Consider the following 14545-nt stretch of genomic DNA (forward strand, 5'->3'; position numbering starts at 1 on the left):
TCACGACGCACCCCCGGGCACCTTGTGTCGACGCCCGCCGCGGCGGCCCGGCCGGCGACGAGCAGGAAGCGCAGTCACGCCGTCCTCGAGGGCCTGGCCCTCGTCGACCGACAGCACCGAGGCAGCCAGGGCGGCATAGCCCGCGGCCACACCCGCCGGCGGCGGGGGGTCCTCGGCCAGATCGCGCGGGAGGCCGAGCGCGGCCAGGACCTCGAGGCGGCCGTCACGGTCCGGCACGTGGCGCCGCACGGTGGCGCCGGCGCGGGCGGCCACCACCCGGCCGACGGCGCCGGCGTCGTTGCCGTAGGTGGGCGGGCCGCTCACGCCGCGGCCCGCTCGGCCTCGACGGACACCGGCACGTCGGCCAGGGCGCCGTGATGGCGACCGGCGCACCGGCACGAGCAGGTGGCGACCGGCACCGCGGCGAGCAGGCACCCGGGGGTGCACGCGCCGGCGTCGACAAGCTGACGGGCGGTCGTCACCGTGACGACCGGCATGGTCGGGGCGGTCACGGCGTGGCCTCGGGTGTGATGTCGGGCCGGCAGTCGTGGCAGAGCCCGAACCGGAAGCTGACCAAGCCCAGCGCGGTCTGACACGGGTAGATCCCGCGCTCACGCTCGATACGACCGCACTGGTCGCACGTGCGGTCCCGGTCGCCGGAGAGGCGGAACAGGTACCCGCAGCAGGCGGCGCACGAGATGACCCCCGGCCGCCAGGCCGCGGCGAACACCGGCTCCGGCCGCGCCGGGTCGGGCGAGTGCCGGCACGTCACCGCGCTGCCCGTGCAGAACATCAGCAGGGCCTCGGCGGCACCCACCCGAACCCACTCGGGGACCTCGTCGGCGGTCGCCCGCCGGAACAGGGCGCCGGCGCCGGCGGCGCGCTGCTGCATCTGTCCCTCGACCTCGGCCGCGGCAGCGTCCGCCTGGTCCAGGAAGCCGGGCACAAGGGCGTCGAGGTGGCCACGCATCGCGGCCAGGTCCGCCGGCGTGATGGTGGTCAGGAAGTCGGAGAGCGCGACCGCGGCCGGTCCGATCCCGGCGGGGGTGGGGGTCGTCATCAAAGCGTTCCTCTGCTGGACCGGCGATGAAGTACCGCAAGTACCGCAAGTACCGCAAGTAGGTCTTTGACCTGCGAAAATGCTCATGATCGGGTTGCGGTACTTGCGGTACATGGCGGTACTTGCGGTGGATGGCGCGGCGGCCTGCGGTACTTCCCGCGGTACTTCTGCGGTACTTCCGCCAGCGGGTGCACTGCACCCGTTTGTGCAGGTCAGACCGGGTGCGCGCGGTACTTGCGGTGCTTGCGGCACTTCATGCGCGGTGTTGAGCGCGTGCAGGTCGCTCACGAGGCATCGCCGCCGGCGGTCTCGACCCACCAGAAGGTCGACTTCGTGTGGGTGTCCTTGCCTCGGCGCAGGACGAGCTGTCCGTGGAACCGACCCACCTGCCCCCGGAGCCGGCGGCCGAGCGACATGGCGTTGACGGTCCGACCGGCGTCGTCGGTGAGGAACCGTCCCTCCCACCGGTCGACCGGCCGGCCGCCGCCGTCCATGTCGATGTCCGCGGACTTCCGGACGGTGTTGCTGGTGACCTTCTGATCACGGAACAGCTCGACCCACCGGGCGAGGAAGACTTCCCACTCGCTGTCCTCGTCATCCATGGCCCGGACGTCCTCGACGTTGCCCAGGAAGCCATCGATCCCGTGGTGAGCGAGGAACCCGCCCACGGCCTGCGCCCAGGGGGTGAACTGCCGCATGACGTGCTCGGAGCGCGGCGCCCCGGCGGCCATCCAGTCCATGACGAGCACCAGGAGGTGACGCAGTACGGTCCGCTGGTTCGCGGGGTCCTTCACCCACCGGTCCAGGCCCGGGATCGTGAACCCGGTCCGCTCCTCGGGGTGCGGCGTCTTGGGGTCCAGGCGCACGAGCACGGTCCGGGTGGCCATGTCCCCGCCCAACCGCAGGTTGTTACCCGTGGCGAGCCACAGACGATCATTGGCCATCGTCACCGTGGTGTTGGTCCCGAGACGACGGTCAGACCAGGTCGGCGCGGTCATGAGCTGTGCCAGCACCGGCGCGTCCACCGCGGTGCCCTCACGAAGGTTGTCGAACACCAGCACCGGCGCGGGCTCGCCGAGCGCGGCCGTGATGGCCTTGCGCATCTCGGCCTCGGCCTCGGGCCACGGCAGAACGCGCTGGCCGTAGAGCAGGCCGATCCCCTCTGACAGGATCGTCTTGCCGGACGCCTGCGTGGTGGCCGTGATCATCCCGAACGGCGTCACCGCCCGGACGTACGGCCGAAGGATGTTGGTCACCAGCAAGGCGATGTAGTTTGCCCGGTCGGCCGCGGACTCCCACGGGAACCCACCGAGGAAGTCACCGAGCAGGAACCGGCGGGCCTCGGCGACCTCGTCGCGGTCCGGCCGCGCCGGAACGAACGGGATCTCGACCTTCGGGGCGTAGAACAAGCCCGTCACGCCGTCGTACCCGGCGGTCTGCAACAGGCTGCCGTTCGGCCGGAGCACCGGCGAGCCGACGATGCCGAGCAGCGGACGCACCCCCGGCCAGTACCGGCCCGACAGCACCGCGGCGAGCACCCGCGCCGGCGGGACCACTTCCTCCTCCCGGTCCTCGTAGACCGGCGGCTCGTCGGGCGCCCCGTCCTTCCCCTTCTTCCCCCGTTTGATCATCACGGATTTGGTCTGGTAGACGTAGGCGTGCCTGGCCAGCACCGACGCCAACCCGGGCGGGGTGAGCACGGTCGGGGCGTACGGCAACGGGGGCGGGTCGGCCAGGCCGAGAGGCGTGCTGATGTCCCCGGACACCCGCTCGAGGTGGACGACCTCGCCGTTGGTCACGTACAGATCGGGGATCTCGTTGTCCTCGATCGCCCGGCGCAGAACCCGGATCGACGCGGCCTCGGCCGAGATCTCGATGTATGGCTGTCCGGTGGCGTCGGCCACGACCTTGCGCGTCTCCTCGCTGATCGTCATGCCCGGACCTCCCGGCCCAGACCCGACTGGATCGTCCGCGCGGCCTCACCCGTGGGAAGGTTCTTCGCCTCGGCCGCCCCGGTCAGCGCGGCCACCACCACGTGCTTGGTCAGGCGGCCGGCGTCGACGTGCTCGCCCGCGCGGCACGCGGCCCAGTACAGGCGGTTATTCACGTCGCCCGGGATTCCGTCCTTGCCTTCCGTGCCCTTGATGCCGTCCATGACGACCTGCACCAGGGAGGCCAACAGGCCGTTGGGGGACGCGCCCACCGGCGCCGGCCGGGCGAACCGGACCGGCTTCGGCGGCGCCGCCAGCGCCCGGACCCACTCCGGCAGGGCGGCCAGCGTCTGCACCGGGCCCCACTCGTAGCGGCGGCCGGAGTGGTGCAGCGACGGCGGGGCCACGACCATGCCGCCGTGGCCGCCGCCGCCCGCGTTGACGTTGCCGCGGATGTCGATGCCGGGGGCCACTCGGCCGGCGGAGTTCGGCACTTCCACCCCGTCCGGCGCCCGGAACCAGAAGTGCCGGCCGCCGCTCTCCCGGCCGGTCGTCACGGTCCACGTAGCCGGCGTCTCGGGATGCTTGGTCAGCAGCGTGAACCACGACGACGCCCCGGCCGGGCCGTCGACGTCGACCACCACCAGCCCGGACGGCCGGCAGGCCGCACCCACCGAGGCCAGCGGCCACCGGGAGTACCACCTGTCGATGACAGCCGGGTCGGTGGTCGCCTCGGAACCCCACGCCACGTAGGACCGCTTCGTGCCCGGCGGCACCGGGAACACGAAGATGCCGTGGGCGGCCAGGTCCAGAGCGCCGCGGCCCGTCTCGCTGATCACTCGCCCACGACTTTCATCCGGGCGAGCTCGCCTGCCCGGCGCGTGGCCAGGTGCTGCTGCTCGTCGAGGCGGGAGCGCAACGGCCGGCCCGCGGCGGCGGCCAGGCGGCGCAGACGCGCGCGGAGACGCGCGACCTCGACGTCCGCGCGAGACGGGTTACGCTGTGCGCGGGTTATGCCGTCGCCCGACCGCTGATCCGTGGAGAGGTCGCCCTGCCGGGGGCGGCCTCTTCTTGCTTGGGCGTCCATCAGGCGGCGGCCATCTCCGACCCGCGGGACAGGCCGAGCAGATCGAGCAGGTGCGCCACGGGCACCACGTAGCTGCGACCGACCTTGATGAGCGGCACCGGGAAGGTGCCGTTCTTCGCCATGCGGTAGCCGGCGGTGTGGCCCATCCCGAGGATGTCGCAGGCGGTCCGGAGATCGGTCCGGGCGCCCAACCCCCTGATCTCGCCCTCGTGCCACGTCTCTTTCGCCACGATCCACCCCTTCATCCGATCGCCGTTGGATGGTCGAATGATCGCTCATCGACCGAACGATGGCGAACGTAACCGATGGGTGGTGTGTTCGGCAAGCGAGCAGACGACGTGCGACTATCGGTGCATGCCAACTGATGACCGGCAGGGACAGGTGACGACCGATGCCGTCCCGCGCTTGCTCCGGAGTGAGCGCATCCCGGTGCTGGACCCCGGCGCCGATCCGTCAGGAGCCACCGTCGGCCAGGTCGTGGGCGAGAACCTCCGGCGAATTCGGGAAGATCGAAAGCTCACGCAGCACGAGGCTGCGTTGGCCTGCCGCGGGTCCGGCCTGCCGTGGACGCGGGTCCGAGTCGCAGCGATGGAACGAGGGGCCCGCGAGACGGTCGACATGGGAACCCTTCGGCTACTGGCCGATGCGTTCGGCGTCGAGGTGGCCGAGTTCTTTGCTGGCGACGGCGACGTTGTCTTGTCGCCACGGGCGCAGCAGAGCCGCTCTGGACTGCGAGCGTCGCTACGCGGCGAGTCGGAGTCGCCCGGCATCGGAGCGCGTGACCGGGTGCTCGTCGCGCCCGACAAGTCGGCCCCCGTCAGGCCGCGGGTTCACGGCCGCGTCATCCCGGTTGAGGCGGATGACGCCCTGGCGAAGCGTCTCGGTGTCGGCCTGAAGGATGTCCTGCGCGCAGCCGATCGCTTGTGGGGTCACACGCTCACAGAGGAGCGGGACGCGCGGGTGGCCGCGCTCGGCGACCTGGAGCCCGGCGAGCGCCAGGCGCACCGCGGACACATCACGCGGGAGCTGGCTCAGCAGATCGAACAGCGCATCGGGGGCGAGTGCGTGTGAAGGGCTCACGGCACCGCGAGTGCCCCTGTGAGGAACCGGAGAGCTGTCGCCGGAAGGACTCCAAGAACCACCGGGTGCGGTACCTCGTCCGATACGAGAAACCGCCCGGCCTCGACGGGAAGCGCAGGCAGGGCAAGCGCCGGTTCCGGACCGCGGACGAGGCGGACAACTTCCTCGCTGGCCAGGTCGCCGCGGTCGCACAGGGGACGTTCGTCGACCCGTCCCGCGAGACCCTGAAGGACTACCTGCGCGCCTGGCTGAAGCGGAAAGCCCGGACTCTCCGGCCGGGCACCATCTCGGACTACACGTGGCGGCTGGAGAAGTTCGTCATCCCGCACATCGGGGGCGTGCGTCTGGGCGATGTGCGGATCGCCCACTTAGATCACATGTTCGACGAGATCGCCGAAGACGAGGCCCACGACGTCGGCCCGACGTCGCTGCACTCGATCCTGGCCGTACTGTCCAGCGCGCTCGGCGAGGCCGAGGAACGAGAGCAGATCGCGCGGAACCCGGCCAGACACTATGGGAAGCGGAACCTACCCCCGAAGGACACCCCCAAGGTCTCGCCGTGGACTCCGGCGCAGACGTCCGTGTTCCTGGCGGCGGTCGCAGGGGAGCGGGACGCGCTGCTGTGGCGCCTGTACGCGGTGCTCGGACTCCGGCGCGGTGAGGGCATCGGCCTGCGCTGGGTTGATGTCGACCTCGACGCCGGCCAGCTCACCGTGCGCCAAGCCGTCACGCTGGCCGGCGGCAAGGTCGTGGTCGGCAAGCCGAAAACCAAGGCCGGTGAAGATCGGGTGGCGGTCCTCGACGCCGAGACCATCGCCGCGTTCAAGGCGCACCGGAAGGCACAGGCGGCCGAGCGGCTGAAGGCCGGTTCGGTGTACGAGGACAACGGCCTGATCTTCTGCGACGAGATCGGGCGCATGATCAAACCCCCCGCCGTGTCTCACCGGTTCCGCCAGCTGGCGGCGGCGGCCGGCCTGCCGCGGGTCAGGCTTCACGACTTGCGCCACGGCGCCGTGAGCATGTTGATCGCGGTCGGCATCCCGTTGCCGGTCGTGTCCAAGCTCGTCGGCCACGCCTCGACGAAGACGACGTCCGACCTGTACGGCCACCTCGTCGAGGGGGCCGCCGTAGCCGCGGCCGATGCCGTGGTCGCGCTGCTGTCGGGCACGTCCGCCGTTTCTTGATCGGCGCGTTCGTGTCCAATCCGTGTCCATAGACCCGATGGCGGCCATCAACATAGGCACTGACCTGCATAGCAGCATGATCGTCGGTCAGAACCGGAAATAGATGAACGGCGCGACGTCCTGTTGGCCGACGAAGGTGTAGATGACCAGCAGGAACGCGACCACCATGATGATCTGCACGGTCAGTGGGCGGGCGGCGAAGGCCTGCTGTGCCCGGATCCACCAGAGCCGGGGGACGGCGGCCGTGCCGAGGCCGATCGCTATGGCGACCAGCACGGTGTTCGTCACCAGGGGCGATGGTCCGCCGGCGGTGAGCAGGCGATGGAAGATCTCGCCGGCTGTCGCGAGGTCGGGTGACCGGAACAGCACCCAGGCCGCGCAGACGAAGTGGAACACAACGAGACGTCCGAGCCAGGCCTGTGACGTGTGCCGCCGGCCGTGCATCGGGACGGTGGCCGCGACCGGGGCGGCGCCGCCGACCGCGACGGCCGCGCCGGTGGGGCCCGACCGGTCCGCCAGGGCACCCACCGGCACCTCCAGGGACCGGGCCGGCGCGGGCACCATCGGCCTACCGACTCCACCGACCCCACCGCCGCCGACGTCACCGGTACCGCCGCCGCCGAATCCGTCCATTGGGCGCGGTCGGCCGTCGCGGCGGGCGCGCCAGGCGCGTTCGGCGGCGAGTCCGCCGCCGTGCAGGGCGCCCCAGACGACGAACGTCCACGCGGCGCCGTGCCAGAGTCCACCGAGGACCATGGTGATCATCAGGTTGACGTACGTCCGGCGGCGGCCCGCGCGGTTTCCGCCCAGGGGGAGGTAGACGTAGTCGCGCAGCCACCGGGACAGCGTCATGTGCCATCGGCGCCAGAAGTCCTGGAGGCTGGTGGCCGTGTAGGGGCGGTCGAAGTTGTCGGGGAAGCGGAAGCCGAGCAGCAGGGCCACGCCGATCGCGATGTCCGAGTAGGCGGAGAAGTCGCAGTAGATCTGTACGGCGTAGCCGTAGACCGCCACCGCGATCTCGCCGGAGGAGTGCTGTCCCGGTGCGTCGAAGACCGGGTCGACGATGCGGGTGGCGAGCAGGTCCGCGAGGACGACCTTCTTCACCAGTCCGCCCGCGATGAGGAAGACCGCCCTGGTCGCCTGTACCTGGCGCGGGTCCCGCGGCGCGGTGAGCTGGGGGGTGAACTCGCTGGCCCGCACGATCGGCCCGGCGACGAGGTGCGGGAAGAACGCCTCGTAGACGGCGAAGTCGATCAGTGACACCGGGCGGATGTCGCCCCGCCACACGTCGATCACGTAGGACAGCGCCTGGAACGTGAAGAACGAGATCCCGATCGGCAGCGCGACCTGCAGCAGCGGCAGCGGTGCGGGCAGCCCGACATCCTGCAGGGCCCGGTCGACGGACAGTGCGAAGAAACCGTAGTACTTGAACCAGCCCAGCAGTCCGAGGTCGCAGGCGATGGCGGCGATCAGGATTCGCCTGTCCCGGAAGCGGTGGATGGCGACCGCCGCGGCCTGGTTGATCAGGGTGGAGGCGACGATGAGCAGCACGAACCGGGCGTCCGCGTAGGCGTAGAAGAAGTAGGAGGCGCCCAGGATGAACGGTTTCCACAGCAGTGGGACCGGCATGAGCAGCCAGGAGACGGCCATGACGACCACCAGGAACGCGGCGAACTCGATCGTTGGGAATACCACGCGCAACCGCCCGGCGTCTGCTACGGAAAGAGTACGGTCAACTACTGAAAGTAGTTGATGCGGCGGTGCGGCGCTCCCCGACGGGCCACCGGCCGGCCCGGGGCGGGAGGCGGGTCACCCCGAGGGCACGTGGATCACCCCTGTGTGACGCGGGTGACATGAAGCCGATTCGCGGCTGTGCACTGACGAAACGGCCGGGTGGTCGCTACCGTCCCGGGCATGAGAATCGTTCCCGTCAACGGCCTCGAGCTGGCCGTCGAGGTGCACGGTGATCCGGACGGACTGCCGTTGGTACTCGTGAGCGGGATGGGACAGCATCTCGTCGGTTGGCATCCCGAGCTGCTCACGAGCATGGTCCGGCGCGGCTACCGGGTGATCGTCTTCGACAACCGGGACGTCGGGCACTCCACTCACCTCGACTGGCACGGCGAGCCCGACCTGCTGGCCATCGTGAACGGCGAGACGGAGCTCGCGCCCTACCGGCTCGAGGACCTGGCCGCCGACACGCTGGGCCTGATGGACGTCCTCGGGCTCGACTCCGCCCACGTCCTGGGCCTCTCGCTGGGCGGGATGGTGGCGCAGATCCTCGCGCTGACCAGCCCCGAGCGGGTGCGCAGCATCACCTCGGTGATGTCACACCCCGGCGATCCCACCGTGAAGCCGACGGACGAGGCCGTCGACCTGCTGCTGCGCCCCAGCCCGACCAACCTGGCGGAGTTCGTCCTCGCCGCCGAGGAGTCCGCCCGGGTCATCGGCTCGCCGGAGTTCGTGCTCGACGTCGAATGGCTGCGTACCCGCTCGGCGGTGCTCTGGGAGCGGCGGCAGAACCCCGCGGGGGTCGCCCGGCAGCTCGCCGCCGTCCTGGTGGCGCCGGACCGCACCGAGGCGCTGCGCGCGCTGCGGGTGCCGGCCCTCGTCGTACACGGCACGCTCGATCCGCTGATCCCCGTCCGCGGTGGACGGCTGACCGCGGCCGCGATTCCGTCCGCGGAGCTGATGGAGATTGACGGGATGGGGCACGACCTGCCCAGACAGATCTGGAGCCGGCTGCTGGACCGACTGGAGGACGTCACGCACCACGGCGAGACCGTGCGCGCGGACGCGGCGCGCACGCGGGCCCCGGACAGCATGGTCAGGACCCCGGTTTCACCACCATGAGCGCGATCACCACGACCCAGCAGGTGACGGCGGCCGCGGCCCCGATGGTGATCATCGGGAGCTGGCGGCGCGCGTCACCGCCGCGTTCGATCTCGTGGACGGCCTTCTGCAGGTTCCGCGCGACCACGGTCATCGTGATCGAGACCGCCGCGAGCCACAGCACGATCGACGCCGCCAGCCACGGGTCGCCGAACCCGCGGACGCTGCCGAACGACCCCTGCCGCACGATCACCAGCCCGAAAAGAACGATCAGGACGGTCGCGGGCGGGTAGTACCTGGTCGTCCGCACGGCGGCGCGCATCCTGGGCAGGCCGGCCGGGCCCGTCCGCACCAGCCCGGGGGCCGCGGCGGTCGTGACGCAGAGAGGCCCGACGAGCAGGACGGCCGAGAGCACGTGGAGGGTGAGGAAGAGCCCGAAGCTGCCCGAGTGCGGCATGTCGAGACCGTATCCAGCGCCGGCGGGGCGCCCGCCGTGGGGCGGCACGACTCCACCTTCGGGTCCACCTTCGGGGCCCCGCCGCGGCGGTCAGAGCTCCATCGCCTGGTAGTACAGCAGCTCGATCGCCCGCCCGAAGTAGGTGCCGTAGATGGTCTGCGACTCGCCGACGTAGGCGTAGCTGACCACGCTGTCGACCCAGCCGGCCCCGGGCCCGGCCCGGCCGAGCCCGATGATCAGCGGTCCGCCGCTGGCGCCACCGGTCATGTCGCAGTTCAGCCCGAGCGACACCGTCCCGTACGGGTCGGGGGAGGGAGCCCCGGCGCAGTAGACCAGCCGGTTGCCGTCGTAGGGCGCCAGCCGCGGGTATCCGAACGCGTACTGCGCGAAGGTGCGGGGCTGGTTGAAGGCGATGCGCTGGGCGCCGACGACGTCCTCGACGTGACGGCCCCCGCGCGCGTTGAACAGGACGAACCCGGTGTCGTAGTCGAAGTCCCCGTCCAGGCCCCAGCCCGGGGTGACAGTGATCCGGCGGGCTGTCCACAGCCCGTACGGCATCCGTCCCTCGGAGTATCCGGGCATGAAGACGACGTTCGTCGCGAACTGGTCGCCCGTGCCCTGGTGCAGGCAGTGGCCCGCGGTCACGGCCAGGTCGCGGCCCGGGCTGGACACGACCGTCGCCGAGCAGGCGTAGTCGACACCGCGCAGCGTGGTGAACAGCCGGCCGACCGTCTTCGTCGCCAGCCCGCCGTAGACGTAGGGGGCGCCGGTGCTCGGCGGCGGCGGCGTGGCGTCGCGCTGGGCCTCGCCGGCCGTGGCGGCCCCTTCCAGCGCGGACGGGGCCGGCCGGTCGCCGCGCTCGGCCGCGTCCGCCGTCTGCGCCCGGGCGCGCCGGTCGGCGGACCAGTACCGCTCGATCCGGGACTGCTCGTAGGGGCTCGCCGCGACCGGCGCCGACATCGGCTCGGCGTAGGGACGTCCGAGCGGTTCGGAGTACGGGCCGGCGAAGGGGCCGGGCAGGTCCGAGAAGGGCGCGGGCGGGACGGCTTCGGTGGCACCGCCGGCCGGGAGGTCACCGGCGGCGGCGGCCGCCAGCGTCGGGACGGTCGGGGCGAGCGAGCACAGTGCCGCCGCCACCGCGGCCGCGGCGACCCACCGCCGGCGCCGGTGGGTTCCGAGTCCGTCGCCGCGTCCGCGCTCTGCCACCACGAGTGCGCACGGTAGCAGGTTGATAACTCATGGTGCTCATGTTGGGTCGGGTGGTTCGCCGGCCGACCCGGGGCTCAGCGGGCGACGCGCCGTGAGCCGCGGGAGCGCAGGTAGTCCCGGATGACGTAGCTGCCCAGCGCGGACGGGTCCGGGGAGAGCACCCGCCCGCCGTTGCGGCGGGCCATCTCCTCGACGAAGCGCACCAGGCGGGGCTCGTCGTCCAGCATGAAGACGTTGATCGTGACGCCGCGGCGGGTCAGCCGGTCGACCTCGGCGAGCGTCAGCTCCAGTGTCTCGGGCAGCGGCGGCCAGGAGAAGGACGGCGTGCCGTTGCGCTGCAGGTGGGCTGTGGGCTCGCCGTCCGTCACCACCATGATCACCGGCTCGGAGTCCGGGTAGCGGCGCAGCAGCCGTCCGGCGATGAGCAGCGCGTGCTGCAGGTTCGTGCCCTGGACCATCTCCGAGTCGAGCCCGGCGAGCTCGACCGGGCGCAGCTCGCGGGCGTAGTCGGAGAAGCCGACGATGTGCACCTTGTCCTGCGGGAACCGGGTGGCCACCAGGGTGTGCAGTGCGAGCGCGGTCGACTTCGCCACCCCCCAGGTGCCGCGCAGCGCCATCGAGTAGGAGAGGTCCACGAGCAGGCAGACGGCCGCGCTGGTGCGCCGCTCCGTCTCGGCGACCTCGAAGTCGTCGACCGCCAGCCGGATCCGCCGGCCCCGCCCCGGCGGCCCGCCGCGCAGCACCGCGTTGCGCACCGTGCGGACGACGTCGATGGGCTGGGTGTCACCGAACTGCCAGCGCCGGGACGTCCCGAGCAGGTCACCGGCCGAGCCGGCGTCGGTGAGGCTGTGGTCGCCGCGCCCGCGCGCCGCCACCTCGCGGAAGATCCGCGCGAGCGCCGACTCCCCGATGCGCCGGACGGCCCGCGGCGTGAGCTCCAGCGCTCCGGCGCGGCGGGTGACGAACCCCTGCCGCTCGAGCTCCCGCTCGATCTGCTGCAGGTTGCGCAGGTCGTCGACGGCCGAACGGCCGAGCGCGCGCTCGACGGCCTCCGGGTCGACGTCGTCCAGGGACGCGCCCGGGTAGTCCTGGCTGAGTGAGGCCGCGAGGTCGTCGAGCTCCGCCAGCTCCTCGAGCGCGCTGGTCGCGTCGCCGAGGCCGAGCGGCTCCTCGCCGGTCATCGCGTCGGAGAACCGACCCCGGCCGCGCCCGCGCGAGCGCCCGCCCCAGTCCAGGCCCGGCCGGGCCGACCGCAGCGCCTGCGACAGCCGGGACATCTCGGTGGCCAGGCCCATGTCCTCCATCGCGGTGGACATCAGGTCGGCGAGCTCCTGGCGCTGCTGGGGGGTCAGCCCGGCGAGCAGGCGCGCCGCCGCCGCGGCCCGGCGGGCGAGCACGTCGACGAGCTCGTCGAGGTTGCGCGGGTTCTCCGGGAAGAACTCGCCGTTGCGGCGCATGAACTCGTCGAAGCGGCCCTGGGTGTCCTCACCCCGGGCGTCCGCCTCCAGCAGCTCGTTGAGCTCGCGGACCATCTCGCGCACGCGGGCCATGTCCTCGGGCGAGGCGCCCTGCAGCGCCTGCTTCATGCCGCGGAACTGCGCGTCGAGGACCTCGCGGCGCAGCAGGTCGGAGATCTGCTCGTAGGTCTCGCGGGCCTGCGGCGAGCGCCAGTCGTAGTCGGCCAGCTCGCGCACGGCCCGGGCCGGGTCGGACGGCAGCGCGTCCAGCTCCGCCTCGCGCATCCGCGCCTCGTCCGCCGGGTCGGGGAACAGCGCGGCCCGCTCCTGCCCGACCGCGGTGTCGAGCAGCCGACGGACCTCCTCGAGGGTGCCGTCCAGCCGGCCGCGCGAGCGGGCCTCGCGGCGCCGGCGCTCGATCGCGCGGCGCAGGTCGTCCAGGCCGCGGCGGTTCGGCATGCCCCGGCGCAGCAGGCTTTCCAGGGCCTCCCGGGGCGTGCGCCCCTCGAGGATCTGCCGGGACATCTCGTCCATGGCGTCGGTTGCGGAGAACGGGGAGGCCAGCGGGTCCGGCCCGCCGTCCCATGGGCCGTAGCGGAACTGTCCGGAACTCACCGGTTCCTCCTGGGTGGCCTGTGCCGTGCGGCCGCGGCCGCGTCCGGCGTCGCGCCGGTGGCGTCGCGGATTGGCGGAGTGGTGCGGGGCCCGGCACCGGCGGTCAGCCCCCGTAGACCGTCCGGCCGGGCAGTTCCTCCTTGGCGAGCCGGCGGTTGAGGTGCAGGCCCTCCATCGCCAGCTCCAGGGCGGCCGCGGCCAGCCCCGGCGACTCCGCGCCGTCGATGTCGAGGCGGTTGAGGATCGCCGCCAGGCCTGGGACGGGACCGACCCGGCGCAGCAGCTCGGCGGCCGGGACGAGATCGCCCGTCTCGACCGCGCCGTCGCGCTCGAAGCGCTGCTGCAGGCCGGAGAGGTCGGTGCCGGCCAGCTTCGCCCGGAAGGTCTCCGCGATCGCGCGGCGCAGCAGCAGGGCCAGGACCTCGTCCTCGCGGCCCTCCTCGAGCTGGTCGAACTCGACCTTGCCCCGTACCGCCGGGACGATCGCGGCCAGGTCGACGACCCGCGCGGTGGCGGTGTCCTCGCCGGTCAGCGCCGCCCGGCGGACGGCCGAGGCGGCCACCGTCTCCGCCGCCGCCACCGCGAGCCGGGCCGACACACCCGAGCGTTGGTCCACCTGCGGCGCGTCGCGCACTGCCCGGGTGAACCGGGCGACCACCTCGATGAGGTGGTCGGGCAGCTCGGGCCGGCCCAGCGGCGAGTCGGCCCAGGAGACCACGGCCTCCTGTCGGATGAGCCGCAGCTCGTCGTCCAGGCGCAGCGGGTAGTGCGTGCGGACCTCGGCGCCGAAGCGGTCCTTCAGCGGCGTGATGATCCGGCCACGGTTGGTGTAGTCCTCCGGGTTCGCCGAGGCGACCAGCAGGATGTCCAGCGGCAGCCGCAGCATGTAGCCGCGGACCTGGATGTCGCGCTCCTCAAGCACGTTGAGCAGCGAGACCTGGATGCGCTCGGCCAGGTCGGGCAGCTCGTTGATGCTGAAGATGCCGCGGTTGGTCCGCGGGACCAGCCCGTAGTGGACGGTCTCCGGGTCGCCGAGGGTGCGGCCCTCGGCGACCTTCACCGGGTCCACGTCGCCGATCAGGTCGCCGACGCTGGTGTCGGGGGTCGCGAGTTTCTCGCCGAAGCGCTCCGAGCGGTGCCGCCAGGCGATGGGCAGCCGCTCGCCCACCTCGGCGAGCAGCAGGCGGCACCGGCCGCACACCGGCGCGTAGGGGTGGTCGTTGATCTCGCAGCCGGCGACGGCCGGCGACCACTCGTCGAGCAGGCCGACGAGTGTGCGGATCAGACGGGTCTTGCCCTGCCCGCGCTCGCCGAGGAAGACGATGTCGTGCCCGGCCAGCAGCGCCCGTTCGACCTGCGGCAGGACGGTGTCGTCGAAACCGACGATGCCCGGGAAACGGGTCTCGTCGGCCCGCATCCTGGCGAGGAGGTTGCCGCGCAGCTCGGCGCGCACCGAGCGCTGCCGGTGCCCTGATCTGCGCAGGTCAGCCAGGGTGATCTCGGTCGGCGGAGTTCCGGACCCGGGGGCGTCGGTCGTCTTCCGGGCCGTCGAGCCGACGGTGATCGGGTTCGTCGGAGGCGTGGACGGACTGTGCGGAGCCGGCGGATCTGCCACCAGCCGACGGTACGTCCA

Annotated in this window: 15 protein-coding genes; 3 read left to right on the forward strand and 12 right to left on the reverse strand. The window is 72.2% G+C overall.

All coding sequences use genetic code 11. From position 1 onward, the window contains the following. The 7 genes from E0504_RS21575 to E0504_RS21605 form a co-directional block, all read right to left on the reverse strand. Positions 1-324, reverse strand: a complete 324-nt coding sequence (locus E0504_RS21575) for a hypothetical protein (protein ID WP_131625767.1) — start codon at positions 322-324, stop codon at positions 1-3. Beyond that, positions 321-512 (reverse strand): hypothetical protein, encoded by a 192-nt coding sequence (locus tag E0504_RS21580; RefSeq protein WP_131625768.1) that lies wholly within the window; start codon positions 510-512, stop codon positions 321-323. Before E0504_RS21580 ends, E0504_RS21575 begins: the two co-directional genes overlap by 4 nt. After that, complete coding sequence (locus E0504_RS21585; protein ID WP_165938571.1) at positions 509-1060, reverse strand: hypothetical protein; 552 nt, start codon at positions 1058-1060, stop codon at positions 509-511. Before E0504_RS21585 ends, E0504_RS21580 begins: the two co-directional genes overlap by 4 nt. A 284-nt stretch (positions 1061-1344) precedes the next feature. Continuing rightward, a complete protein-coding gene (locus E0504_RS21590) occupies positions 1345-2994 on the reverse strand; it encodes a hypothetical protein (RefSeq protein ID WP_131625770.1) in 1650 nt (549 codons plus the stop codon). Beyond that, complete coding sequence (locus E0504_RS21595) at positions 2991-3830, reverse strand: bifunctional DNA primase/polymerase (RefSeq protein WP_131625771.1); 840 nt, start codon at positions 3828-3830, stop codon at positions 2991-2993. The genes E0504_RS21590 and E0504_RS21595 overlap by 4 nt, the downstream gene beginning before the upstream one ends. Beyond that, on the reverse strand, positions 3827-4078 hold the full coding sequence (locus E0504_RS21600) for a hypothetical protein (RefSeq protein ID WP_131625772.1): 252 nt from the start codon (positions 4076-4078) through the stop codon (positions 3827-3829). The genes E0504_RS21595 and E0504_RS21600 overlap by 4 nt, the downstream gene beginning before the upstream one ends. Then, positions 4078-4308: an AlpA family transcriptional regulator gene (locus E0504_RS21605; protein ID WP_207974578.1), complete on the reverse strand. Its 231-nt coding sequence runs from the start codon at positions 4306-4308 to the stop codon at positions 4078-4080. The genes E0504_RS21600 and E0504_RS21605 overlap by 1 nt, the downstream gene beginning before the upstream one ends. A 124-nt stretch (positions 4309-4432) precedes the next feature. Between E0504_RS21605 and E0504_RS21610 the strand changes: the two genes are divergently transcribed. Beyond that, positions 4433-5149: a helix-turn-helix domain-containing protein gene (locus E0504_RS21610; RefSeq protein WP_165938572.1), complete on the forward strand. Its 717-nt coding sequence runs from the start codon at positions 4433-4435 to the stop codon at positions 5147-5149. A gap of 74 nt (positions 5150-5223) precedes the next feature. After that, on the forward strand, positions 5224-6342 hold the full coding sequence (locus E0504_RS21615) for a site-specific integrase (protein ID WP_131625775.1): 1119 nt from the start codon (positions 5224-5226) through the stop codon (positions 6340-6342). An 87-nt stretch (positions 6343-6429) separates the two neighbouring features. Here the strand turns inward: E0504_RS21615 and E0504_RS21620 are convergent, their stop codons facing one another. Beyond that, entirely contained in the window at positions 6430-8037 is a 1608-nt protein-coding gene (locus tag E0504_RS21620) for an MBOAT family protein (RefSeq protein WP_112106364.1), read from the reverse strand. A gap of 219 nt (positions 8038-8256) precedes the next feature. Between E0504_RS21620 and E0504_RS21625 the strand changes: the two genes are divergently transcribed. Further along, a complete protein-coding gene (locus tag E0504_RS21625; RefSeq protein ID WP_112106365.1) occupies positions 8257-9195 on the forward strand; it encodes an alpha/beta fold hydrolase in 939 nt (312 codons plus the stop codon). Here E0504_RS21625 and E0504_RS21630 read toward each other — a convergent pair. The 4 genes from E0504_RS21630 to E0504_RS21645 all read right to left on the reverse strand — a co-directional run bounded on the left by E0504_RS21630 (position 9170) and on the right by E0504_RS21645 (position 14527). Next, the gene (locus tag E0504_RS21630; RefSeq protein ID WP_235013987.1) at positions 9170-9679 is read right to left on the reverse strand and encodes a hypothetical protein; all 510 of its coding nucleotides are present in this window, start codon (positions 9677-9679) and stop codon (positions 9170-9172) included. The two genes, E0504_RS21625 and E0504_RS21630, sit on opposite strands and share 26 nt — an antisense overlap. 42 nt (positions 9680-9721) lie before the next feature. After that, complete coding sequence (locus E0504_RS21635; RefSeq protein WP_131625776.1) at positions 9722-10840, reverse strand: serine protease; 1119 nt, start codon at positions 10838-10840, stop codon at positions 9722-9724. Positions 10841-10914: 74 nt separating this feature from the next. Further along, a complete protein-coding gene (locus E0504_RS21640; RefSeq protein WP_112106368.1) occupies positions 10915-12912 on the reverse strand; it encodes a VWA domain-containing protein in 1998 nt (665 codons plus the stop codon). A 103-nt stretch (positions 12913-13015) separates the two neighbouring features. Further along, positions 13016-14527 (reverse strand): sigma 54-interacting transcriptional regulator, encoded by a 1512-nt coding sequence (locus E0504_RS21645; protein ID WP_112106369.1) that lies wholly within the window; start codon positions 14525-14527, stop codon positions 13016-13018. Positions 14528-14545: the final 18 nt, after the last annotated feature.

It is taken from the genome of Parafrankia sp. BMG5.11 (assembly GCF_004337455.1).